This window comes from Methylobacterium sp. WL12, assembly GCF_008039475.1.
Lineage (GTDB): Bacteria > Pseudomonadota > Alphaproteobacteria > Rhizobiales > Beijerinckiaceae > Methylobacterium > Methylobacterium cerastii.
The window spans coordinates 46745-70213 of the sequence record NZ_VRUW01000003.1 but is presented as its reverse complement, the minus strand read 5'-3'; the positions used below and the strand labels follow the sequence as shown (position 1 = coordinate 70213).

Annotated in this window: 25 protein-coding genes; 10 read left to right on the top strand and 15 right to left on the bottom strand. The window is 71.5% G+C overall.

Annotation, left to right across the window (positions count from 1 at the left end; genetic code table 11):
• The first annotated feature begins 45 nt into the window (after window positions 1-45).
• The 4 genes from FV226_RS02395 (at window position 46) to FV226_RS02380 (ending at window position 6038) form a co-directional block, all read left to right on the top strand.
• Window positions 46-1467 carry a M20 family metallopeptidase gene (locus FV226_RS02395; RefSeq protein ID WP_147761645.1) on the top strand — a complete coding sequence of 474 codons (1422 nt, stop codon included), beginning with the start codon at window positions 46-48 and terminating at the stop codon, window positions 1465-1467.
• Between the two features lie 2 nt (window positions 1468-1469).
• Window positions 1470-3080 carry an ABC transporter ATP-binding protein gene (locus FV226_RS02390; protein WP_147761644.1) on the top strand — a complete coding sequence of 537 codons (1611 nt, stop codon included), beginning with the start codon at window positions 1470-1472 and terminating at the stop codon, window positions 3078-3080.
• 317 nt (window positions 3081-3397) lie between these two features.
• Window positions 3398-4234, top strand: a complete 837-nt coding sequence (locus FV226_RS02385) for a formate/nitrite transporter family protein (protein ID WP_147751719.1) — start codon at window positions 3398-3400, stop codon at window positions 4232-4234.
• A 64-nt stretch (window positions 4235-4298) separates the two neighbouring features.
• Window positions 4299-6038 (top strand): bifunctional protein-serine/threonine kinase/phosphatase, encoded by a 1740-nt coding sequence (locus FV226_RS02380; RefSeq protein WP_147761643.1) that lies wholly within the window; start codon window positions 4299-4301, stop codon window positions 6036-6038.
• A 107-nt stretch (window positions 6039-6145) separates the two neighbouring features.
• On the opposite strand, the gene FV226_RS02375 is transcribed toward FV226_RS02380, so the two are convergent.
• The 4 genes from FV226_RS02375 to FV226_RS02360 all read right to left on the bottom strand — a co-directional run bounded on the left by FV226_RS02375 (window position 6146) and on the right by FV226_RS02360 (window position 11246).
• Window positions 6146-7030 (bottom strand): MBL fold metallo-hydrolase, encoded by an 885-nt coding sequence (locus FV226_RS02375; RefSeq protein ID WP_147761642.1) that lies wholly within the window; start codon window positions 7028-7030, stop codon window positions 6146-6148.
• A gap of 123 nt (window positions 7031-7153) precedes the next feature.
• Window positions 7154-7720, bottom strand: coding sequence for a cyclase dehydrase (locus tag FV226_RS02370; protein ID WP_246685501.1), 567 nt, complete (start codon window positions 7718-7720; stop codon window positions 7154-7156).
• Window positions 7717-8889: a zinc-dependent alcohol dehydrogenase gene (locus FV226_RS02365; RefSeq protein ID WP_147761641.1), complete on the bottom strand. Its 1173-nt coding sequence runs from the start codon at window positions 8887-8889 to the stop codon at window positions 7717-7719. The genes FV226_RS02370 and FV226_RS02365 overlap by 4 nt, the downstream gene beginning before the upstream one ends.
• A 335-nt stretch (window positions 8890-9224) precedes the next feature.
• Window positions 9225-11246, bottom strand: a complete 2022-nt coding sequence (locus tag FV226_RS02360) for an oligopeptide transporter, OPT family (RefSeq protein ID WP_246691467.1) — start codon at window positions 11244-11246, stop codon at window positions 9225-9227.
• On the opposite strand from FV226_RS02360, the gene FV226_RS28440 reads away from it, so the two are divergent.
• The 4 genes from FV226_RS28440 (at window position 11143) to egtD (ending at window position 14443) form a co-directional block, all read left to right on the top strand.
• Entirely contained in the window at window positions 11143-11505 is a 363-nt protein-coding gene (locus FV226_RS28440; RefSeq protein WP_246685640.1) for a hypothetical protein, read from the top strand. The two genes, FV226_RS02360 and FV226_RS28440, sit on opposite strands and share 104 nt — an antisense overlap.
• A 255-nt stretch (window positions 11506-11760) precedes the next feature.
• A complete protein-coding gene (gntA, locus tag FV226_RS02355; RefSeq protein WP_147761711.1) occupies window positions 11761-12546 on the top strand; it encodes a guanitoxin biosynthesis heme-dependent pre-guanitoxin N-hydroxylase GntA in 786 nt (261 codons plus the stop codon).
• Window positions 12543-13508: a class I SAM-dependent methyltransferase gene (locus FV226_RS02350; protein ID WP_187278695.1), complete on the top strand. Its 966-nt coding sequence runs from the start codon at window positions 12543-12545 to the stop codon at window positions 13506-13508. Before gntA ends, FV226_RS02350 begins: the two co-directional genes overlap by 4 nt.
• Window positions 13505-14443 (top strand): L-histidine N(alpha)-methyltransferase, encoded by a 939-nt coding sequence (egtD, locus tag FV226_RS02345; RefSeq protein ID WP_147761640.1) that lies wholly within the window; start codon window positions 13505-13507, stop codon window positions 14441-14443. Before FV226_RS02350 ends, egtD begins: the two co-directional genes overlap by 4 nt.
• A 33-nt stretch (window positions 14444-14476) precedes the next feature.
• Here egtD and FV226_RS02340 read toward each other — a convergent pair whose 3' ends face one another.
• Window positions 14477-14683 carry a hypothetical protein gene (locus FV226_RS02340; protein ID WP_147761639.1) on the bottom strand — a complete coding sequence of 69 codons (207 nt, stop codon included), beginning with the start codon at window positions 14681-14683 and terminating at the stop codon, window positions 14477-14479.
• 43 nt (window positions 14684-14726) lie between these two features.
• Entirely contained in the window at window positions 14727-14939 is a 213-nt protein-coding gene (locus FV226_RS02335) for a hypothetical protein (protein ID WP_147761638.1), read from the bottom strand.
• Between the two features lie 163 nt (window positions 14940-15102).
• Between FV226_RS02335 and FV226_RS27845 the strand changes: the two genes are divergently transcribed.
• A complete protein-coding gene (locus FV226_RS27845; protein WP_187273639.1) occupies window positions 15103-15255 on the top strand; it encodes a hypothetical protein in 153 nt (50 codons plus the stop codon).
• A gap of 637 nt (window positions 15256-15892) precedes the next feature.
• Here the strand turns inward: FV226_RS27845 and FV226_RS02330 are convergent.
• Window positions 15893-16387, bottom strand: a complete 495-nt coding sequence (locus FV226_RS02330) for an Hsp20 family protein (protein ID WP_147761637.1) — start codon at window positions 16385-16387, stop codon at window positions 15893-15895.
• Window positions 16388-16536: 149 nt separating this feature from the next.
• Here FV226_RS02330 and FV226_RS02325 point away from each other — a divergent pair, with 149 nt between their 5' ends.
• A complete protein-coding gene (locus FV226_RS02325; RefSeq protein ID WP_147761636.1) occupies window positions 16537-17535 on the top strand; it encodes an alpha/beta hydrolase in 999 nt (332 codons plus the stop codon).
• A 7-nt stretch (window positions 17536-17542) separates the two neighbouring features.
• Here FV226_RS02325 and FV226_RS02320 read toward each other — a convergent pair whose 3' ends face one another.
• From FV226_RS02320 to FV226_RS02285, 8 genes are all read right to left on the bottom strand, one after another.
• Complete coding sequence (locus FV226_RS02320) at window positions 17543-17869, bottom strand: multidrug efflux SMR transporter (RefSeq protein WP_147751710.1); 327 nt, start codon at window positions 17867-17869, stop codon at window positions 17543-17545.
• Window positions 17866-19023 (bottom strand): SDR family oxidoreductase, encoded by a 1158-nt coding sequence (locus FV226_RS02315; RefSeq protein ID WP_147761635.1) that lies wholly within the window; start codon window positions 19021-19023, stop codon window positions 17866-17868. Before FV226_RS02315 ends, FV226_RS02320 begins: the two co-directional genes overlap by 4 nt.
• Window positions 19024-19202: 179 nt before the next feature.
• Entirely contained in the window at window positions 19203-19973 is a 771-nt protein-coding gene (locus FV226_RS02310; protein WP_187273638.1) for a MipA/OmpV family protein, read from the bottom strand.
• A gap of 253 nt (window positions 19974-20226) precedes the next feature.
• Window positions 20227-21375, bottom strand: a complete 1149-nt coding sequence (locus FV226_RS02305) for an endo-1,4-beta-xylanase (protein WP_238272426.1) — start codon at window positions 21373-21375, stop codon at window positions 20227-20229.
• Window positions 21376-21577: 202 nt separating this feature from the next.
• Window positions 21578-21898, bottom strand: coding sequence for a nitrile hydratase accessory protein (locus FV226_RS02300; protein WP_147761633.1), 321 nt, complete (start codon window positions 21896-21898; stop codon window positions 21578-21580).
• Window positions 21895-22566, bottom strand: coding sequence for a nitrile hydratase subunit beta (gene nthB, locus FV226_RS02295; protein WP_147761632.1), 672 nt, complete (start codon window positions 22564-22566; stop codon window positions 21895-21897). Before nthB ends, FV226_RS02300 begins: the two co-directional genes overlap by 4 nt.
• Window positions 22563-23198, bottom strand: a complete 636-nt coding sequence (nthA, locus tag FV226_RS02290) for a nitrile hydratase subunit alpha (RefSeq protein WP_147761631.1) — start codon at window positions 23196-23198, stop codon at window positions 22563-22565. Before nthA ends, nthB begins: the two co-directional genes overlap by 4 nt.
• 17 nt (window positions 23199-23215) lie before the next feature.
• On the bottom strand, window positions 23216-23401 hold the full coding sequence (locus FV226_RS02285; protein WP_147729728.1) for a hypothetical protein: 186 nt from the start codon (window positions 23399-23401) through the stop codon (window positions 23216-23218).
• Window positions 23402-23469: the final 68 nt, after the last annotated feature.

The following is a 23469-nucleotide window of genomic DNA, read 5'->3' as shown; positions in this document are numbered from 1 at the left end:
CCCTGCCCCGCAGAAAACCCCACCGCACCAAGATCGAGTGAGCCCATGTCCCGACACGACGCGATCGCGCGCGCCGCGCGCCACTACGACGAGGGCGGCTTCCTCAGCGTGCTGCAGGACGCCGTCGCCCGCCAGACCGAGAGCCAGACCTCGGGGCAGCTGCCGAAGCTGAGGGCCTATCTCACCGACTTCCTGGTCCCGCGGATCGCACCGCTCGGCTTCACCAGCCGCATCCTCGACAACCCGGACGGCGTCCACGGCCCGCTCCTGATCGCCGAGCGCCACGAGGGCGACGCGCTGCCCACCGTGCTGATCTACGGACACGGCGACACCGTGCGCGGCTACCCCGAGCAGTGGCGCGAAGGCCTCGCCCCCTGGACGATCACCATCGAGGGCGAGCGCTGGTACGGCCGCGGCACCGCCGACAACAAGGGCCAGCATATCCTCAACCTCGGCGCGCTGGCGGCGGTGATGGCGGCGCGCGAGGGGCGGCTCGGCTTCAACACCAAGCTGCTGATCGAGATGGGCGAGGAATCCGGCTCGCCGGGACTGCGCGACCTTTGCCGCGCCGAGGCCGAAGCGCTCAAGGCCGACGTGCTCATCGCCTCGGACGGTCCCCGCGTCAGCGCCGAGCGGCCGACGGTCTTCCTCGGCTCGCGCGGCGGCTACACCTTCGAGATGCTGCTGGACCTGCGCGAGGGCAGCCACCATTCCGGCAACTGGGGCGGCCTGCTGCGCAACCCCGGCACGGTGCTGGCCAACGCCATCGCCACCCTCGTCGACGGGCGCGGCAAGATCCTCCTCGACGCCCTGCGCCCGCCCGCGATCCCCGACAACGTCCGCGCGGCGCTCGCCGACATCGCTGTGGGCACCGACCCGACCGCGCCGGCGATCGACGCCGATTGGGGCGAGCCGGGGCTGTCCGCGGCCGAGCGCGTGTTCGGCTGGAACACCCTCGAGGTGCTGGCCTTCAAGACCGGCGACCCGGACGGGCCGCTCAACGCCGTGCCGCCCACCGCCAAGGCGACGCTGCAGTTGCGCTTCGTCGTCGGCACCGACTGGGAAGGCATCCTGCCGGCCCTGCGCGCCCACCTCGACGCCCACGGCTACCCCATGGTCGAGGTCCGCGCCGCCCGCACGGAGGTGTTCCGCGCCACCCGGCTCCCCATCGAGGACCCGTGGGTCGACTGGGTACTGGCTTCGATCGCCGAGAGCACGGGCAAGCGTCCGGCCCTGCTGCCGAACCTCGGCGGCTCGCTGCCCAACGACGCCTTCTCGGAGATCCTCGGCCTGCCGACCCTGTGGGTGCCGCATTCCTACCCGGCCTGCCTCCAGCACGGCCCCGACGAGCACCTGCTCGGGCCGCCTTCGCGCGAGGCCCTGATGCTGATGGCGGGCCTGTACTGGGACCTCGCCGAGACCGGGCCGGCGGTGCTCGCCCGGCGCGAAGCCCTCAAGGGAGCCTAAGCATGAACGAGCCCGTCGTCCGCATCCGGAATCTCACCCTGGCGCTGCCGAAGGGCTCGGACCGTCCCCATGCGGTCGAGGACCTCTCCCTCGACCTGATGCCGGGCAAGATCCTCTGCGTCGTCGGCGAGTCGGGCTCGGGCAAGTCGATGAGCGCCTACGCACTCACCGGCCTCCTGCCTCGCGCGCTGAAGCCGGTCGGCGGGCAGATCCTGTTCGAGGGGCGGGACCTCCTGACCCTGGAAGAGCGCGGCTGGCGTGCCTTGCGCGGTCGCCGCATCGCCATGGTGTTCCAGGAGCCGATGACCGCCCTCAACCCGGTCATGCGCATCGGCGACCAGATCGCCGAGATGTTCGAGGCGCACGGCCTCCTCACGCCGGCCGAGCGCAGGAACCGGGCCGTCGCGCTCGCCACCGAGGTCGGCCTGCCCGATCCGGGCCAGATCGTGCGCGCCTACCCGCACCAGCTCTCCGGCGGCCAGCGCCAGCGCGCGATGATCGCCATGGCGCTCGCCCTCGAACCCTCGATCCTCGTCGCCGACGAGCCGACCACGGCGCTCGACGTCACCACCCAGGCCCAGATCCTCAAGCTGATCCGCGACCTGCAGCGGCGGCGCGGCATGAGCGTCCTGTTCATCACCCACGATTTCGGCGTGGTGGCCGACATCGCCGACCATGTCGCCGTGCTCCAGCGCGGGCGACTGGTGGAGCAGGGCAGCGCCGAGACCGTCCTTCAGCATCCGCAGCACCCCTACACCCAGGCCCTGCTCGCGGCGGTGCCGAGCCTGGTGCCGCCGGCCCGCGCTTCCCGCGCGGACGCGCCGCTGGCGCTCTCGGCCATCGGCCTGACCAAGACCTACGCGACGCGGGGCGGCCTGTTCGGCAAGCCGCGCGTGATCGCGGCGGTGAAGGAGGTGGGCTTCGAGGTCCGACGCGGGGAGACCCTCGGCCTCGTCGGCGAATCCGGATCGGGCAAGTCCACCACCGCCCGCCTCGCGATCCGGCTGATCGAGCCGGACCGGGGCACGGTGCGCCTCGGCAGCCTCGACTACACGGCGCTGGCGCCGCGCGCCCTGCGCGACGAGCGGCGACGCATCCAGATGATCTTCCAGGACCCGTTCGCGTCCCTGAACCCGCGCCGCACCGTCGAGCAGATCATCACCGCCGGCCCGATCGCGCACGGCACTCCCCGGCGCGAGGCGCGCGCCCGGGCGCGCGAGCTCCTCGACCTCGTCGGCCTCTCGGCGAGCGCGGCCGAGCGCTACCCCAACGCCTTCTCAGGCGGCCAGCGCCAGCGCATCGGCATCGCCCGGGCGCTCGCCATGGAGCCCGATGTGCTCGTGGCCGACGAGGCGGTCTCGGCCCTCGACGTCTCGGTCCAGGCGCAGGTGCTCGATCTGCTGGAAGACCTCAAGCAGCGCCTGAACCTCGCGATGCTGTTCATCACCCACGACCTGCGCGTCGCCGCCAAGATCTGCGACCGCATCGCCGTGATGCATCGCGGCGCCATCGTGGAGATGCGCCCCACGACCGACCTCTTTCGCCAGCCGGATCATGCCTACACCCGCTCGCTCCTCGCGGCGGTGCCGGGCCTGCAGGCCGCTCGGCCCTGACCGGGCGCCGGCCTCCAGTTGGAGGGGCGACGCGCGTGTGATCCTGCAGCTCCGCCAGCGAGCACGCCTTCTCGCGCCTGAGAGGGTGTGACCCCGCCATTCGAAGATCCGAAACGAACCATCGCCGCAGGCGCGATCCGCGAAGGTAACGCTTTTCCGATCGGCCCAGGTCTTGCTTCGGGTTCGCTGACAGGTAGTGTGCCGGCTTCGCGCACATCTCCTGGTGCAGGCCGCGCAATGAAGCGTGGCCGGACGAGGGGCCAAGGGCCGCGCAGTCCGGCGAGCTTTGCAGAAGCCCGAATCGTAAGAGGACCAAGATGGCCTATCTCGCTCCTGCTGAGTTCGTCACCAAGATGGTGGACGCAGGCGAATCCAAGATCTTCATGTCGACCCGCGACACCATCATTCGCGCCTACATGGCTGGCGCGATCCTGGCGCTCGCCGCGGTCTTCGCCGTCACCATCACGCAGCAGACCGGCATCCCCATCCTCGGCGCCGCCCTGTTCCCGGTCGGCTTCTGCATGCTCTACCTGCTCGGCTTCGACCTGCTCACAGGCGTGTTCGTGCTGGCGCCCCTGGCGCTCCTCGACGGCCGGCCGGGCGTGACCTGGGGGGGCGTGCTGCGCAACTGGGGCCTCGTCTTCATCGGCAACTTCCTCGGCGCGCTGACCGTGGCGCTCATGATGGGCTTCGTGTTCACCTTCGGGTTCACCGCGCCGGCCGACAAGGTCGGCGAGTTCATCGCCCACATCGGCGAGCGCCGCACCGTCGGCTATGCCGCTCACGGCACCGGCGGCTGGTTCACGATCTTCATCCGCGGCATGCTGTGCAACTGGATGGTCTCCACCGGCGTCGTCGGCGCGATGATCTCGACCACCGTCAGCGGCAAGGTGATCGCCATGTGGATGCCGATCATGCTGTTCTTCTACATGACCTTCGAGCACTCGGTGGTGAACATGTTCCTGTTCCCCTTCGGCCTGCTCATGGGCGGCCAGTTCTCGGTCGGCGACTACTTCTTCTGGAACGAGATCCCGACCGTGCTCGGCAATCTCGTCGGCGGCCTCGCCTTCACCGGCCTGACCCTCTACACCACCCACGTCCGGACGGCCCCGAAGCGGACCGTCGTCCAGGCGGAGCGCCGCCTCGCGGCCTGATCGCCGGCTCGACCGGTCGGGCCTCGCGCCGCAGGGCGCCGGGTCCGACCGCCGGGATCCGCCGATGCCTTCGTCCCTGACCCTCTCCCTCGGCCAGCACAGCGAGCGCGGGCGCAAGGAGACCAACCAGGACTTCCACGGCGCGCTCGTTCCCGGGCGCGCCGCGCTGGCCCTCAGGGGCGGTGCGATCGCCATCGCCGACGGAATCGGCAGCAGCCCGGTCAGCCACGTCGCGAGCGAGACGGCGGTCCGGAGCTTCCTGTCCGACTATTACGACACCCCGGACACCTGGTCGGTGAAGACGGCGGCGAGCCGGGTCATCGCCGCGACGAATTCGTGGCTCCATGCCGAGACCCGGCGCAACCGGCAGCTGCACGACCCCGAGGGCGCGCGCGACCGCGGCTACGTCACCACCTTCAGCGCCCTGATCCTGAGGTCGCGCACCGCGCACATCTTCCACGTCGGCGACGCCCGCATCTCCCGGGTCGTGCGGCGCTCGCTCGAAGCGCTCACCGAGGACCACCGCGTCGTCTTCTCCGCCGAGGAATCCTACCTCGGCCGCGCCCTCGGCGCCGCCGCGCACGTGGAGATCGACCACCACACGGTCGTGATCGAGGGTGGGGACGTCTTCGTCCTGACGACGGACGGGGTGCACGAGCACGTGCGGCCGGAGGCGATCGTCGCCGAGATCGCGCAGCACGGCGACGACCTCGATCGCGCCGCCCGGGAGATCGTCCGGCGGGCCTACGAGAACGGCAGCGGCGACAACCTCACCGTCCAGATCGTGCGCGTCGACGCCGTCCCCGACGGCGAGCTGGACGAGATGTCGGGCCGGGCCGACGACCTGCCCCCGGCCCCCCTCCTCGACCCGCCGACCACCTTCGACGGCTACCGCGTGCTGCGTACCCTGCATGCGAGCCACCGCAGCCACGTCTACCTGGCGGTCGACGGGGAGACCGGGCGCACGGTCGCCCTCAAGGTGCCCTCGACGGACCTGCATGCGGATCCGGCCGGCCTGCAGCGGTTGATGATGGAGGAATGGGTCGCGCGGCGTATCGACAGCCCGCACGTTCTGAGCGCCCCGCCCCGGACCCGGCGGCGCAGCCACCTCTACACGGTGATGGACTATGTCGAGGGCCGGACGCTCGCCCAGTGGATGCGCGACAATCCCGAGCCGGAGCTCGAGGAGGTCCGGCGCCTCGTCGAGCAGGTCGCGGTGGGCCTTCGCGCCTTCCACCGGCGCGAGATGGTGCATCGGGACCTGCGGCCCCACAACGTCCTGGTCGACGCCGCCGGCACCGTCCGGATCATCGACTTCGGCTCTACCCGGATCGCCGGGCTCGCCGAGGACGACCCGACCATCGACGAGACGGTGCAGGGCACCGTGCAGTACACCGCGCCGGAATGCCTCGCGGGACGGCCCGCCACGCCGCAATCGGACATCTTCTCGCTCGGCGTGATCGCCTACCAGATGCTCACGGGACGCCTGCCCTACGGCGCGGAGGCGACGCGGGCCTTCAGCGCGGCCCGCGCCCAACGCCTGCATTACGTCTCCCTCGCCGCGGCGCGCACCGGTCTACCCGCCTATGTCGACGCGGCCCTGCGCAAGGCGGTGCACCCCAATCCGGCCCAGCGCTACGAGGTGCTCTCCGCCTTCGTCCAAGACCTGCGCCACCCGAACCCGTCGCTGCCCGGCCTCCGGCGGACGGCCCTTCTGGAGCGCGACCCGGTGCTGTTCTGGAAGCTCGTCTCCCTCACCCTGGCGGCGGCGGTCGTCTACCTGCTTGCGCGCTCGGCCCTTTGAGGGGTGCATGCGGCCTCGCGGATGCGCATGCGAGGAGCGGTGTCGCGTGTTGAAAGACCGCTTCCCCTCCCTCCCCACTCTTCGAGGGAGGGAAGACGGGCGCTCGATCACGGTTCGCGATAGGCCGAGCCGTCTTCGGCCTGGGCCGGGTGGGCGACGTAGCGGCCGTGGTCCGGGACTGCGACGGCTTCGAAGTCTTGCGCCAGGGCGTCGAGGCCGCGACGCATCTCTGCGCCTTCCAGCGGCCGGCCGTGGCCTGTGACGACGCGCTCGGGCCGGAGCGCGGCGAGGCGGCGGACCGAGGCGGCGGCGGCGGACCAGTCGATGGTCAGGTACATCGGCGGGCCGTGGAACTCGGGCTCCTGCAGCGCGACCGCGTAGATGGATTCCTGCGCCGTTGTCACGAAGGCGTCGCCGGCGATCAGCGACCCGTCGGCCTCGCGCCAGAGCGAGACGTGGCCCGGGCTGTGGCCCGGCGTGTGGATCCAGCGCCAGCCCGGCATCGGCGGCACCGTCCCGTCCGCCGGCAGGATGACGAGGCGTGCGCCCACGTCGACCGGTTTCGTCGGGTAGAGCGGCGACAGCAGCGCGAGCGCCCCGCCGCCGACCGTGGGGTCGGGGCTTGGATATGAGGCGCTGCCGTCGAGATAAGGCCGCTCCGCAGCGTGAGCGTAGATCGGCACGTCCCACTCTTCGGCGAGGTCCTCCAGCACGCCGACATGGTCGAAGTGCCCGTGCGTCAGCACGATCGCCGCCGGGCGGGCGCCGGCGCCGAAGCGTGCCTCGGCCGTGCCCTTGATCAGGCCCTTGCCGCCGGGGATGCCGGCGTCGACCAGCACCCATCCGCGGTCGCCCGCGTCGGGTGCGCCGACGAACACGACGTTGACCATCACCACCCGGCGATAGGCGAGATCGGGCAGGAGCGCGTGGCTACCGTCCCCGGCGGCCTCGCCGACGCGCGCGATGGCCCCGACCGAAACCTGTTGGACCATGTGCCTTGCGCCTTTCGCTTCGGAAGTGATCGCCGTTGAGGGGTAACCGTGCGGGCCGGCGGACAGCCGTCGACCGCGCGTGTCGTTTGCCGGCGAATCACCGTAATTTACTGATTGCCGCTATCAGGCGGCGCCGTCGTCCCGCCATGGCCGTAACGCGTCGGGGACGCGGAAATCGGGCGGCGTCTCGAAGTCGGCGGCTGCGCCCCGCATCGCCCGCGGCGGGCGCGGAAAGCCGCTCCGGTCGCCGTAATCGTAGCGGCCGGGTGGGGAGAGGCGCTTGTCGGCCATCAGCCCCTGGGCGCAGACGACATCGAGCACGGTCACGCCGGCCACCGCCGCGGTTGCCGCGACGAGGTTGGCGCGCTGCTTGCGATCGCCGTCGAAGCCCTGGGCCAGGGTCGCGAGGTCGAGGGCGTCGCCCGCGACGCGGCCGAGGATCCACGGGGTCGGGTCGTGGCTCATGAGGATGGCGACGCCGGTCGCGACCTCGCGCACGCCGTAGCTGCGCACCAACGTCTCGCGCCCTTCGAGGCCGAGGGTGCGGCACAGGCCCCGCGGCGCCGCGAGTTCGAGGAGGCCGAGGCCGATCGAGAACCAGCCGAGGCCGCGGGCGAGTTCCTGGTGTCCGGTCTGGGCGCCGCGACCGGGCGCCGGGCGCGTCGGGTAGGGATGGCGCATCGTGCTCATGGCCGGATCACCACCTTGATGCAGCCGTCCTGCTTGTCGCGGAAGGTGCGATACATCTCCGGGCCGTCCTCCAGCCCGATCGTATGGGTGATGACGAAGGACGGGTCGATCTGCCCTTCCTCGATCCGCCGCAGCAGGTCGCCGGTCCAGCGCTTCACGTGCGTCTGCCCGGTGCGGACGGTGAGGCCCTTGTTCATCAGGGCGCCGATCGGGAACTTGTCGATCAGGCCGCCGTAGACGCCCGGCACCGAGAGGATGCCGGCGGGCCGGCAGACCATGATCATCTGGCGCAGGACGTGGGCGCGGTCCGTCTCCAGCATCATCGCCTGCTTCGCGCGGTCGTAGACGGCGTCGACCGCGCCGAGCGCATGCGCTTCGAGCCCGACGGCGTCGATGCACTTCTCCGGCCCGCGTCCGTCGGTCATGTCGTTGAGCCGGGCGACGATGTTCGACTCCGCGTCGTAATCGAGCACCTCGGCGCCCCCCGCCCGCGCCATCTCGAGGCGCTCGGGCACCCGGTCGATGGCGATCACGCGCTTGGCCCCGAGCAGGATCGCAGAGCGGATCGCCATCTGCCCGACGGCGCCGCAGCCCCAGATCGCGACGGTGTCCTCCGCCTGGATGTCGCACTGGACCGCGCCCTGCCACCCCGTCGGGAAGATGTCGGAGAGGAACAGCAGGTGCTCGTCGGGGATGCCGTCCGGCACCTTGATGTGCGTCGAGTCGGCGAAGGGCACCCGCAGGTATTCGGCCTGTCCGCCGGCATAGCCGCCGGTCAGGTGCGTGTAGCCGAACAGGCCCGCCGTGGTGTGGCCGAAGGCGGCGTCGCCAAGCGGCTTGTTGCGGTTGGTGCGCTCGCAGACCGAGAAGTTGCCGCGCCGGCATTGCGGGCACTGGCCGCAGGTGATCGTGAAGGGCACCACGATCCGGTCGCCGACCTTGAGCGCGGAATTGTCCTTCCCGACCTCGACCACCTCGCCCATGGTCTCGTGGCCCATGATGTCGCCCGCCTTCATGCCAGGCATGAAGTGGTCGTAGAGATGCAGGTCCGAGCCGCAGATCGCGCAACTCGTGACCTTGATGATCGCGTCGCGCCCGTCCTCGATGGTCGGATCGGGAACCGTGTCGCAACGGATGTCGGTCGTGCCGTGCCAGACGAGGGCTTTCATCGGCTTCAAGCTCCCGGCCGCCGATCGGAAGGTGCGGCCCATGCGGGTGCAACCTCGGTCGCCGGGGTTGGTTCTGTGCGGTTTCGGACCGAACGGGAGCGCGGGCGGGCTGACGAAGCCTGGGCGAGAGCGGACGTTTTCGTCCTGACCCCGACGACCGATGGGGTCAGGTCTCGGATGCAGCGAGGATGGCTGGAGGAGGACGCAGCAGAAGCGCTTCAGGATCTGGTCGCGGATGAGGGCAAGTCGTCAAACGATCCTTCGCGCGGCACCTGGGCAGCGGCGGGGACTCGCCCACGACATCTGCCCCCTCCGCCAGACCTTCGAGGACGCGCCTACGCGACGGCTTCGTCCGGCTCCGCCCGCGCGGTCAGCCGGTAGAACACGGCGAGGCCGCTGGCGAAGACGGCCAGTCCCATCCACGTCGCGTAGGAGGCGAAGTCCGGGCCGACGAGGGCGAGCGCCGCGCTGCGGCCGGCCAGGGTGTCGGCGACGGCCAGGATCACCCCAACGAAGCTCTCGCCGACGAGGAAGCCGGAGGCGAGCAGGACGCCGCGGCGGCGCGCCGCCTCCGTCGCCTTGTCGGCGTCATCCCCTTGCGCCTCGGCGCGCCGGCGCAGCCTCCGCTCGGCGAGCCACCCGAGGACGCCGCCCACCGCGATGGTCATCTCGACCGACAGCGGCAGGTACATGCCGATGCCGACGGTGAGCGCCGGGAAGGTGAGCCCGCGCCGCCGCAGCCACGCCTCGACCGCGACCAGCACGGCGCCGAGCCCGGCGCCGACCAGAACCATCCGCCACGGCAGGGTGCCGTGGACGATGCCGGCGGCGATCTGCGAGGTCAGCGCCGCCTGCGGCGCGGGCATGGCGTTGGCGGCGTCCATGCCTTCACGCGGCAGCGAGCCGACGAAGCCATAGGCCTCGTAGAGCAGGGACAGGAGCGGCGCGACGACGGCCGCACCCACCGCGACGCCGACCACGAGCACCGCCTGCTGGCGCCACGGCGTGGCGTCGACGAGCTGGCCGGTCTTCAGGTCCTGCAGGTTGTCGTTGGCGATCGAGGCCATCGTGACGATGACCGCCGCCACGAGCAGCGCCATCGCGATGACGAAGCGGTCGCCCTCCGGGCCGGCGGAGCGGCCGATCAGCAGCGGCAGCAGCACCGCCGCCGCCATGGCGGTGAGGATGCCGATGCCGGAGATCGGGCTCGAGGACGAGCCGAGGAGGCCGGCGAGGTAGCCGCAGGTGGCGGCCATCAGGAAACCGAACAGCACCGCGAACACGGTGGCGGCGACGACGAGCACGGGCAGGCTTCCGCCGAGCTCGGCGCCGGACGCGAAGTTGGCGAACAGCCACGCCAGCGGCACGGTAAGCGCCAGCAGGGCGCCGCCGACCCAGGTGATCGGCAGGTCGCGCTCGCCCCGCGGGTGGTCGCGGCCGGGCAGGCCCGAGCCGTCCTTGCGCGCCGAGGCGAGCGCCGTCGCCACGCTGCCGAGGACCGGACGAGCGAGCGACCCGACCGTCCAGAGGCCGCCGACCGCAATGATGCCGGCCCCGATCAGCCGGACCTGGCCCGACCACACCGCCTCGGCCATCTCGGCGTGCGTCGCACCCTCACCCTGGCCGAGGGCGGTCAGGAGCGGCACGGCGACGCCCCAGGCGATCGCCACGCCGGTGAGCAGCGCCAGGCACGCGCCGATGCCGACGAGGTAGCCGACGCCGACCAGCGCCAGCGAGAAGCCGGTGCCCACGCGGAACACGGCGCCTCCGGCTGCGAGCGTCCCATGGACGCCGTCGGCGAGCACCCGGAAGCCGGTGGTCGCGAGCCCGATCGCGCCGGCGCCCGCCGCCGCTGCGAGGAGGTCGCGCAGGCCCCGGGCGCCGGCTTCGCCTTCGCCGGTGCGCAGCACCTCGGCGGCGGCGACGCCCTCCGGGTAGGGCAGGCCCGCGCTCGTCACCAGCGCGCGCCGCAGAGGAATCGAGAAGGCGACGCCCAGCAGCCCGCCGAGGCCGCAGACCGCGCTCGTCTGCCAGAACGGAAAGCCGTGCCAGTGCCCGATCAGTACGAGGCCGGGCAGGATCAGGATGACGTTGCACAGGGTGCCCGCGGCGGAGGCCTGCGTCTGCACGATGTTGTTCTCGAGGATGTTCGAGCCGCCGAGCAGGCGCAGGCATCCCATCGAGATCATCGCCGCCGGGATCGACGACGAGAAGGTCATGCCCGTCTTCAGGCCCATGTAGACGTTGGCCGCGATGAAGACGACCGTGATCGCGGCGCCGAGCACGATCCCGCGCAGGGTGATCTCGCGCGGACGGGGCGCGTCCGACGATCCCGCTTCCGAAGCCGTCGCTTCCAAAGGCGCTTGGCCCGACGCTCGGGTGATCTGGTTTCGCGCGTCCATCGTGCCCTCGGTCCCGGCCGTCCTGCGCGACATCGACGCATCGTCTTCGGCGAAAACCCTGCCACGGGCGCCGGCTTTCCCGTCCGCGACGCTTTGCCGTCTCACCGGCTCCGCGCTGGCCGCGAAGAGCCCGTCCGCGATGATCGCCAGGAGTGCGGCGGACGAAAGGCGGCTCGCCGAGGAACGCGGTTATTCAATCGATCGCCAAAGCTGAAGCGACCATAACCTGCGTTAAACTTCGTTCTTCGCGAAAACGTCTTCGGAACAAGCCATTCGAGGCGAGGTTTCCACGGCAGGCCGACGGCGAGCCCCCGATGGGTGCTTCGAACCGCCGGCCTCCGACCTCAACGGCACGGATTCAACGCAGCCGCCTCGCAGGAGGCGGCGCGCCCGGGCGCGATCGTGACAGGTGCGTATGGATTTCCCAAAAGACATCGATCTCCCAAGAGGTATCGACCTTCCGAGCGACATCGGCTTCCCGAGGGACGATGCCGGCCATCCCCTGGCCGAGCGCTTCCGCGACCTCATCCAGAACCCGTCCTTCCCCTGCGTCGGCGCCAAGGCCGCCCTGGCGCGCGGGCAGATCCGCTTCGTCATCGGGCGTGACATCGGCGCGGCCGACGACGACGCCCGGATGCACGCCGCCCTGATGGCCTTCGTCTGCCGCTACCGGGCGCGACCGGAGCTGTTCCAGAGCCTCGTCGTGATCTTCGATCGCCCTGGCGGCCTGTCGGAAGAAGGCTTCGAGGCCCGGATGTGGGACCGGCTCCAGGCGCTGTCGGATCAGGACAGCCGCCTCGGCCACGCCTACGACGCGCGCGTCGCCCCCGACCCGCAGGACGCGCATTTCTCCCTCAGCTTTGCGGGCGAGGCGTTCTTCGTGGTGGGCCTGCATCCCGGGGCGAGCCGGAAGGCGCGCCTCTTCGCGGCGCCGGCCCTGGTGTTCAACCTGCACGACCAGTTCGAGCGGCTGCGGGCGGAGGGGCGCTACGAGCGGATGCGCGAGACCATCCAAGCGCGCGACGTGTCGTGGGCGGGCTCGGTCAACCCGATGCTGACCCGCCACGGCGAGCGCTCGGAGGCGCCGCAATACAGCGGGCGCCAAGTGCCCGACGACTGGGCGTGCCCGTTCCAGCGCCGTGCGGTGGAGCTTCGGCGCGAGGCCGGGCCGATCGCGGCGGACCTGCGCGGCGGGGCGTTCCGGGTGCCCCCCGCCACTAGGCGATCGCCATCCGCCGCGGACCGGACGCCATGAGCGACCCTTTCATGAGCGACCGCTTCGATGCGAACCCCGCCCTCGTCGCCCTTGTCGAGCGTTTGCGCGCCACCGGCTATGCCTTCACCACCGTGACACCCGCCACCCATGCCCGCGTCAACGCCCGCCCCCGCAACGCGCGGGCGCGCAGCTTGCGCGACGTGTTCGGCTGGAGCCGGCCCTTCGTCGAGGACCTGCTGCCGCCGGACCTGTTCGCGGCGATGCGCGAGGCCGGCGTGCTGGCCCGCGACGGCGACGCCTGGCGCGCGACGATCCGGGTTTCGAGCCTGGACGGCGGCCTGTTCGTCCACTCCGCCTACCCGCCCGACGCCACCGACGTGGTGTTCTTCGGCCCCGACACCGCCCGCTTCGTTGCGGCCGTGGTCGAGCATCTCGACGGGCGCACGGCGGCGGTCCAGCGTGCGGTCGACGTCGGCTGCGGCTCGGGGGCTGCCGGCATCGCGATCGCCCGGCGCAACCCGGAGGCCGAGATCGTCCTCGTCGACATCAACGACGCGGCGCTCGCGGCGGCTGCGACCAACGCGCAGCTCGCGGGCGCCCACGGCGTCGTGCCGTGCCGCAGCGACCTCCTCGGGGGGGTCGAAGGCGAGTTCGACCTCGTCGTCTCGAACCCGCCGTTCATGCTGGACCGCGCCGGGCGAACCTACCGCGACGGCGGCGGGGCCTACGGCGAGGGCCTGTCGCTCGCCGTGGTCGAGGCCGCCGGCGCCCGCCTCGCGCCGGGCGGCAGCTTGGTGCTGTTCACCGGCTCGGCGATCGTCGAGGGGGAGGATCCGTTCCGCCAAGCCGCGACCGCCGCCTGCGAGGCGGCCGGGCTGAGCTGGTCGTATCGCGAGTTCGACCCGGACGCCTACGGCGAAGAACTCGAGGGACCGGCCTACGCCGACGCGGAGCGCATCGCCCTCGTCGTCCTCACCGCGACGCGCGGGAGCCAGCGATGACGCCGGAAGAGACGGCCGAGCGAGACGCGTTCCTGCGCGCTACGCTCGCCGGCCTGGGACAGACGCCAAAGCGACTGCCGGGCAAGTACCTGTGGGACGAGGCCGGCTCGATCCTGTTCGACAGGATCTGCGATCATCCCGACTACTATCCGACCCGGCGCGAGATGGCGCTGCTGCCGCAGGCGGTGCCGGAGATCGCGACGCTGGTCGGGCCCGGGGCGACGATCGTCGAGTACGGCAGCGGCGCGAGCCGCAAGATCCGCACGCTGCTCGACGGCCTCGACCGGCCGCGCCGCTACGTGGCGATCGACATCTCGCGCGACTACCTCGAAACCTCCGTCCGGACGCTGGCGCAGGACTATCCCGAGATCGCGATGATCCCGGTCTGTTCCGACTACGCCGAGCCGATCCGGCTCCCCGTCGACCTCGCCGACGGCCCGGTGCTCGGGTTCTTTCCCGGCACCAGCATCGGCAACCTGGCGCCGGCCGAGGCAGAGGCCTTCCTGGCACGGGCGCGCGACACCCTCGGGCCGAGCCACCTCCTGGTCGGGGCTGACCCGACGCAGGACGCCGACCGGCTGCAACGGGTCTACGGCGGCTGCGACGGGCTGATGCCGGCGCTCCACCTGAACTACATCGGGCGGCTGAACCGCGAACTCGATGCCGGTATCGACCGCGACGCCTTCCGCCACGAGATCCGCATCCTGCGCGACCCGTTGCGGGTCGAGGCCCACCTCGTGGCCGCCCGCGCCGACACCTGGCACCTCGGCACGGACGCGGTCCACTTCGCGGCCGGCGAGAGCGTCCGCACCGACGTTTCGCATAAGCACTCGCCCGACGTGTTCCAGGCGCTCGCCGGACGGGCCGGCTGGACGCCCAAAAACGTTTGGCTCGATCCGGACGGCTTGTTCAGCCTGCACCTCCTGAGCCGCTGACGGTTCGGGGCCGACCCGCGCCGGATCGATCCGTCAGGGCGTGCGCTCAGAACCGGTACGGCCGCCGGCATCGCCGTCCGCCTGCGACTGGGCGATCATCGCCCGGACTTGATCGACCACGACCCGGGCTGCCTCGCGCTGGGCCTGCGCCTCCAGGCGGACCGCTCGCGATCGCGCGATCACCGCGCGCGACTCGGCGATCACGCTCGTCGGAAGATCGGAATCGGGTGCGTCGGGCATCGCCCAAATTTACCCGGCTCCGAAAAAGTCGCAACGTCGCACGTTAAAGTGCGGCATCCTGACGGGCCGCAGGCGACGCACCGCCGGCCACCGCGCGGACGTAGGACAGCACCTCGCGGCGCGCGTCTGCATCCGAGATCGCGTGCCAGGAGGCGAGCAGGGCCGCCGTCTCGTTCATCGCGTTGGCTTCGACCTCGAAGAAGTCCGTGACCGGGCAATCCAGGGCCTCGGCGATCCTCGCCAACTTGGCGATCATAAGCCCGTTGCTCAGCTCAGCCTCGGCTATATCTGGCTTCTGCATACTGTGGCGCTTCTATCGTCTACGTTGTTGCGCGGCTTTGGCTTGCCGGCCATAGTAGCGTCGCGTCGCGACATCGATTGCGCGCAACATTTTGCCCGAATCCAGGTGGGGGTCAACGGTGGCGACGGACACGCTCGACCGCATGGCCGAGGTCTGCCTCGAAGCGCATGCCCTGATCGAGGCCCACGGAACACCCGAGATGCGGGCGACGATCCGCCTGCTGCTGCTTCAGCTCGGCCGCGAGCTGGTTCGCCGTGAGGCCGAGTCGTAGAGGGAGCGCGAGGACCGCTGACCCCGTAGGTGGCCGACCCCGGCGTCCCGGCACACGACGACCTGAGGTCCACCACCTCGCGCAGCTCGGTCTCACACCTCCCGAGCCGGATGTCCTGTCGCAGACGGCAGCACAGGACTGGAACTTGACCGCGCAACCCCCGGTAGGAGGCAGTGAGGGGGAGGGAAGGACCGCACCATGCCGCAGATGTTCGACTGGATCTTCTTCGCCATCATCCTCCCGTTCCCCGCCTTCCTGGCCTGGGACTGGTACCGAAACCGCTAGGACGTTTTCAGTTTCGCTCGGATCGTATCCGGTGGTGGCGAAGGCGTTGGCGCGCGTCTTGGGCTGCCCCGTGTGAATTCGCTTTGCAGCTCGGCCTCGCCATGATGGCCCAGTCCGCCACCGCCCCCGAAAAGGGCGTGCGGCATGCGCTGGCGGCCGTTCGAACGCTTCGACGCACCACCCGCGGTGCCGAAGCGGGCGCGAGTCCCCCCTCGCCCGCTCGGGAGGGCGGCAGTGCGGCGCCGCTCCCGTCTTGTCCGGCGCCCTGGTCGGCCCCCGCAAAGAAAAACGCCCCGGCCATCGGCCGGGACGCTCCTTCTCAAGTCATGCGACCAGGGTCAGCAGACCGAGGTCAGGCGGCCTTCTGGACCTCGGCCGGAACCTCGGAGGCTGCGCCTTCGATCGCCGGCGCGCAGGTCTTGCCGCCGATGGCGATCTCGATACGGCGCGGCTTCTTCGCCTCCGGGATCTCGCGGACGAGGTCGACGTGGAGGAGGCCGTTTTCCAGCGCCGCGCCCGTCACCTGGACGTAGTCGGCGAGCTGGAACCGGCGCTCGAAGCCGCGGGCGGCGATGCCCTGGTGCAGCACCTCGGCGCGACGCTCGGGATCAGGCTTGCGCTGGCCCTTCACGGTCAGCGCGTTCTCCCGCACCTCGATCGACAGGTCGGCCTCTGTGAAGCCGGCCACCGCCACCGTCACGCGGTAGGCGTTCTCGGCGGTGCGCTCGATGTTGTAGGGCGGGTAGGTCGGCACCGCGTCGGTCGCCACGAACTGGTCGAGGGCCGAGAACAGGCGGTCGAAACCGACGGTGGAACGGTAGAGGGGAGCAAGATCGAACTGACGCATAAGACACATCCTCCGTGGAGCAACATGCTGGTTTGAGTCTATGGTCCGCCGCGTGGGCCGGACCGGGCTCGTACCGCCTGACGGCCGGTACGATCGTGATATTGGAGGGGTTCGAGGTGCGTTCAAGACCCGGCCGGACGACGGGCCAGATGCGGCAGGACGCCGCACTCCTCAGCCTGCACGACACGCCTGGAAACCCGGTCCCGCCCGGCGCCACGGTGATGGCGGTCGGCACATCCGACGACTGCACCCTGCGGGCGGCGCGCTGGTCCGCGACGACCCGGACCTGCAAGGGCACGGTCTGCCTGCTGCAGGGCCGGGCCGAGTTCATCGAGAAGTACTACGAGACCATCCGCGACCTGCGCGTCCGGGGTTTCGCCGTCGTCGCCTTCGACTGGCGTGGCCAGGGCTCGTCGGACCGTCGGGTCGACGACCCGCACAAGGGCCACGTCGCCACCTTCGACGACTACCGTCGCGACCTGCTGGCGATCCGCGACGCGGTGCTGGTGCCGTTCATGCCCGACCCGCACGTCTGCCTCGCCCATTCCATGGGCGGCTGCGTGGCGCTCACCGGGGCGCTGGACGGCTGGCTGCCGTTCCGGCGGATCGTCACGGTGGCGCCGATGCTGTCGATCAAGATGGTGCGCTCGCCGGCCTTCGCCTCGGGCGCGACGCGGCTGCTGCAGCGCCTCGGCCTCGGCAGCCGCTACGTGCCCGGCGGCGGCCCGGTCTCGATCGCGACGAAGCCCTACCCGAACAACCGGCTGACGCGGGACCCGGCGCGCTACGCCCGCAACGCCGCCGCCGCGCTCGCCGTCGGCGCCGGCGCGGTCGGCGACCCGACCATCGCCTGGACGGCGGAAGCCTTCCGCGCGGTGGCGCGCCTGCGCGACCCGCGCGTGCCACCCCGCATCGCGACCCCGACGCTGATCGTGGCGGCCGGCGCCGACCCGGTCTGCGGCACACCGGCGGCCCAGCGCTTCGCCGCGCGGCTCAAGGCCGGCCACATCCTGGTGCTGCCTGACGCCCGCCACGAGATCCTCTCCGAACGCGACGCGATCCGGGAGGATTTCTGGGCGGCGTTCGACGCGTTCGTGCCGGGCTCGCCGGTGCGGGCGGTGGAGGATAGGCGGTTGGCGACGGCGTGAGTCCTTCTCAAGCCTCGACGCGCGCGCTCGCCAGGATCGCCACGCCGCAGGCGATGACGGCGATGCCGGCGATCATCGGTAGCGTCACCGGTTCGCCGAACAGAAGCGCACCGCCGATCGCGGCGCCGACCATGCCGACGCCGGCCCAGATCGCGTAGACGATTCCGATCGGCAGCATGTCCATGCTCGAGGACATCAGCCAGAGAGCCGTGCCGTAGCCGAGGGCGACGATCAGGGTGGGGATCGGCCGGGTCAGGCCGTCGGCGGCCTTCAGCGCGAGGGTCGCGGAAATCTCGGCGCCGATCGCGACGGCCAGCGTCAGGTACGGGCTCATGCGCTGGCCGCCAGCGCGTCGCCGGCGGCGCGGGCCTCGGGCGCGGGGGGCGGCACGGCGAACATCTCGATGTCGTCGGCGAACTGCTCCACGATCGTCGCCCCGTTCGCCAGGCACACCGGCAGGTAGGCCGGCAGCGTCGGCGCGGGCGCAAAGCCCTCGGCGAGCAGGCGATCGTTGGCGAAGGTCACGTCGAGGGCGCAGAACGCATAGTACGCGCGGACGGCGCGGAGCATCGCCTGCTTCAGCGACCCGTCGAGGCCGAACACCTCGGCGAAGCGCCGGCGCAGCACGGCGCGGTCGGCGACGAGGTCGAACTGCCGGAAGGCGCGCCGTCCGTCGCTCGGCTCCGCCGCCTCGAAGGCGGCGATGACCTCGGCCCAGGTGGTACGGCCGCGGGCGCCGGCCGAGAGGTGGTAGAGGTCGTGGGCGAGCGTCGGCTTGGTCAGGAGCCCGATCAGGGTCTCGGCGACCCAGTCGGCCGGGACGACGTCGACGTGGCTCTCCGGCGCGCAGGGCAGCATGCGCAGGGCGTCTGCGGCGCGCAGCACCCATAGGATGCTGGAGCTCGGCCCCGCGCCGAGGCTCGCATGGCCGACGACGATCGAGGGGCGGGCGACGACGACCGGCAGGTCGGGGAAGTGCTCGGCCAGCGAGGTCTCGGTCGCCGCCTTGGAGACCGTGTAGGCGACCATGTGCCGGGCGTCGGCCGCCGGGTAGTCGTCCTCGGCGACGAATTCGTCGGCGTCGGCGCCGCAGATCATCGCGGTGCCCACATGGAGAAAGCGCTGCAGGTCTGGCATCGCCCGGGCGCGCCGTGCCAGCGCCAGCGTTCCGTCGTGGTTGGTGCGGTAGACGCGCTCGTCGCCCCACCACGAGGTGTCGGCCGCCAAGTGCAGCACATGGGTGCAGTCGTCGAGGCGCGGGTCCCGGTCGATGTCGGCCCGAGTGAAGTCGCCGGGCACCACTTCGACCTTGCGGGCGAGGCGCTGGGCGGTGAAGGCGTCGGTGAAGCGGGAAAGCCGCGCCGCGATGCGCTGCCGGCCCTGCTCGACGCCGGCGCAGCGCACGAGGCAGACCCAGGTCGCGTCGTCGCCGCCTTCGAGCGCCCGGTGCAGAACCGCACCGCCGATCAGCCCGGTCGCACCCGTCAACAGTATCCGTGGCACGGTCCGCCCCCCTCTTTCGAAGAGGCATAGCCAGAAACGTTTGGATATAATCCCTGGAATCGTTGCGTCAGCGACGATCGGGGTTCGATTGTGCCCGACCAGCAACATTCACGCATTCGTGAGTATCAACACCACGTTATACCTTCGGTTGTCGCTGCACCCCGTCACCGATCGGTCCGAATCGAGTAGATCGCCCCCACAGACACCGTGACGTCGTTCGGCGTGCCGACGCGCCGGACGATCGGGCTTCCGGCGGCCGAGGCGACGAGACGGTCGTAGCGGACGGAGCCGAGCGTCCGCCACGCGTCGGACCAGTCGTAGGCCAGGGCCACGATCGCGCCGGCCGAGCGGGTTCCGCCGGTCGCGCGATAGGGCGTCAGGCGCGGGTTAGCGTTCGCGGAGGCCACCGGCACGTCGAAGTCGAGGCGCATCGCGGCGGCATCCCCGAGCACGAGGCGGGGGCCGCCGCTCAAGGTGAAGCGGCCGGCGGTGCCGACGAGGTCGGCGCCGAGCTTGGCGACGACGCCGTCATGGGCACGCAGCCCCTGCGTGACCTCGGCGCGGAGCCGCAGGACGTCGTCCACCGGCCAGACCTCGCCGAACAGGCCGAGCGCCGCCGCGACCGGGCGGCGCGGCAAGCCTGCGAGGCTGCGGTCGTCGTGCACGGAGCGGCCGCTGCGGACATCGAGCACGGCCCCGGCCTGGATCGCGGGGGCGTCCACCAAGGCGACGTCGAGGGCGTCGTCGGGCGAGAACCATTCGCGGGGGGCGTCCACCTTGCGGAAGGAGGCGTAGGGCAGCCCCCAGAGGCCGACCGCGCGGGCGCCCTGGAAGCGCGCGCCGGTCCCGGCGAAGCCCCCGACGGAGATCACGGTGCCCGGCTCGAACAGGGCCGCGAGGTCGTCGGCACACCCGGGCGACGGACCGAGGGCCACGCAAAACGCGATCCATCCCGCAGCGAATCCCACGGGTGCGCGGATCGTCCTCTGCCGAGCCCGCATCCGGCCGCTCGCGCTCAAACCCGGCCTCCCACGGCTCGACCGCCGCGCGCGAACGTCCCGACCGGCCATCGCGACCTTTCACGGATCGGCCGGCTCGGAAACGGCCGGCGCGATCATTTTCCCGCGACCTCTCCGCACCGGACTCACGGCCGCAGGAACACACGCGGAGCGTGAGGGCGGGCGCGGCCTAGCGCAGCTTCGCCCGCGCCGCCGAATGGTCCGGCGCCTGGCCGAACACCGCCTTCATCGCATGCCAGAGCGGCTTGCGCTTGAACTGCGCATCGAGCGGAAGCGCGCGCTGCGGCAGGCCGTCCGGACGCTTGCGGTAGGGGTGGTCGTTCAGCCAGGTGTCGGGGTCGTAGAGGTCCCAGGACATCACGTTCAGCACGGCGGGCTCGGCCGCCACCACCTCGAGGTAGGATTTCGCGAGGTCGGCGACCTTGCGATCGCGGGTGGCGACGTCGGCAGGGAACGCCCGGTCGTCGATGTCGAACTCGGTGATCTCGATGCCGAGCCCCATCGCCCCGATCTCCCGGAGGAAGCGACGGAGCTGGCCCTGGTCGATCGGCACCGTGCTGGTGATGTGCGATTGCAGGCCGAAGCGGCGGATCGGCACGCCGCGCGCCAGCATGCCCTCCAGACGCTTGAGCACGCGGATGCGGCGCGCCTCCATCCACGGCACGCCCTGCTCGACCGCGTCCTCGTTCCAGCACCCGGCCGCCTTCGGGTCGACCTCGTGCAGGATGCGGAAGGCGAGATCGACGTAACCGGGGCCGAGCGCCGTCAGCCACGGGCTCTCGCGCAATCCCTCCGGGCCGCCGCCGTCCTGCGACAGCACCTCGTTGACCACGTCCCAGGAGGCGATCTGCCCGCGGTAGCGGCCGGCCACGGTCTCGATCCAGCGGCGCAAAAAATCCTCCGCCTGGGGGGCGGTGGCCCGGGCCAGCAGCGGGCGCACCCAAGGCGGCAGCGCCTCGTGCCAGACCAGGGTATGCCCGCGCATCCGCTGGCCGTTGCTGCGGGCGAAGCGAACCAGGGCGTCGGCCTGCGCGAAGTCTGTCTTCCCCGGCTCGGGCCGCACCACCTCCATCTTCATCTCGGTGCCGCAGACCAGCATCCCGGCCTCCCGTGCCACCGCCTGCCGGTAGGCAGGGTCGCGCGCGAAGCGGAAGCCGGGCACCTCGGCGCCATAGGTCAGCCCGGTGCGGGCGGCGGCCGCCTGCAGGCTGTCGGCCGCCCAGGACGGCCGGCCCATCGGCCCGAACGGATCGTTCGCGGCGCGGGCCGGCGCGGCGAGAAGGCCCGCGGCGCCGGCGAGGAGGCTGCGGCGGGTCATCGGGCCGACATCGCACGCCGTGTCGAGGGCGGCACCGCGAGCTCCCTCTCCCATAGGGAGAGGGTCGGGGTGAGGGGCGTGACCTCTCCGGAAAGTTCTCATCCCTCACCCTGTCCCTCTCCCGCTCTGGAGAGGGGACCCACGCCTACATCGGACGCATCGCGCGGTCGGCGATCCGGCGTCGTGTCGGCTGACGCGTCATTCATCGCCGGAACAGCGGATCGTTCTCCAGCGCGATCGGCAGGCCGTGCGGGGTCGCCTCCGCCGCGCGGAGGAAGGCGTCGCGGCGGGCGTCGAGAGTGTCGGCGTCGGCGATGCCGCGGGCGGCGAGGATAATCTCCAGGGCGGCGAGCCAGCGGCCGTAATTGGCCGGCGCCTCGGGGCCGTCTGCGGGGCGGATCGCGGCGCCGAGGGTGTCGGCCCACTCGGCCCAGGTGAACAGCCCCGATTCCTGTAGCGACACCACCATCGCGAAGACCTGCGCCTCCCACGGCGCCGAGAATGGGGAGGCAGGCACACTCACGTGCGGCCGCCCGCGATGTAGTGCTCGAACACCGCGACGGTGACACGCCCGTTCGGGTCGGCGTCCTCGCCCCAGAGCTCGCTCGACGGGAAGGCCACGGTGTAGAGCCAGTCCGGGTTCTCGCCCTCCCCGTAGGCGTTGGTGTCGGGCAGGACGAAGGTGCCGTGGACGCGCAGCACCGTGCCCCGCTTGGCCCGCACGTAGCGCGGCAGGCGGGTGTGGGTCGGCGGGTGGATGTTGCGCATCGTCACCGCGTCGCCGACCGCGAAGCGCGCCGGCGCCGGGGCGGGCCGGTCGCTCGGGAAGCCGGCGCGGTAGCGCGGCTCCAGGATGTCGGCGGTGAGGACCCGGGCCACCGGCGCCGGGTCCGGGTCCGGGTCAGGAACGCCGCGGGCGATCTCGTCGGGCCGCGCGAGGCCGTGGGCGGCGAGCTGGCGCTCCAGCGCGTCGAGCCAGATCGCGTAGTAGCTCGACCGCAGGTAGTCGGCCGGCGGCATCGCCTCGCGGGCGGCGCGGCTGCCGTCCAGCGTCCAGGCGCCGGTGAAGCCCATCGCCATGGCCAACGCGAAGACACGGCTTTCCCAAGCTGCGTGGAACACCGGCTCGTCGGGTTCTGGCATCACCGGGCCGAGCCCGTGCATGCCGCCGAGATCCTGGGCGCCGTTCATGCTGGCACACTTGTGGGAACACTTGCGGGTGCGCCCGGCAGCCCGGTGCCGATCATCGCGTCGCGGGTGACCAGGGCTGCGAGCCCGCGCTCGTCGAGGGCCTCGGTCCCGGCCGGCCGCATCGGCAGCACCATGTAGCGCAGCTCGGCGGTGGAATCCCACACGGTGATCCGCGTCGCCTGGGGCAGGCGCACCCCGAACGCGGCGAGCACGCCGCGCGGGTCGATCACGGCGCGGGCGCGGTAGGGCGGCGCCTTGTACCAGACCGGCGGCAGGCCGAGCACCGGCCAGGGGTAGCAGGAGCACAGGGTGCAGACGACGAGGTTGTGCTCCTCGGGCGTGTTCTCGACCACCACCATGTGCTCGCCGCCGCGCCCACCGATGCCGAGTTCGGCGATGGCCGGGGTGGCGTCGGCCAGGAGCCGTTCGCGATAGGCCGGATCGACCCAGGCACGGGCCACCACCTGCGCCCCGAGATGGGGGCCGACCTGCGTCTCGTAGCGCTCGACCAGCGCATCGAGCGCCGCCGGCTCGACGTAGCCCTTCTGCACGAGGATCGATTCGAGCGCCCGCACCCGCGCCTCGACGGGGGACAGCTCGCTGTGATCGTGGTCGTCGTGGTGGTGGGCCATCCGAGCCGGCGCCCGCCTCAGGCCAGGTCGAGCGAGCGCTCGAACGCGGCAGCGTTCGAGGCGTGGCCCTTCGGATCGGTCACCACGATGTCCTTGAAGCCGCGCCGAGCCAGTTCCCAGGTCTTCTCAAGGGCCTGGTCGGCGGTGCCGCACGCGAACGTCGCGGGCCGGCCCGCATGGTCGTTCGCCTTCACAGTGTACACGGCAAGCTCTCCTGATCGTTCGAATCGAACATAAACGGATGTGGCGTCGCCTGCGAGGATCGGGAAGG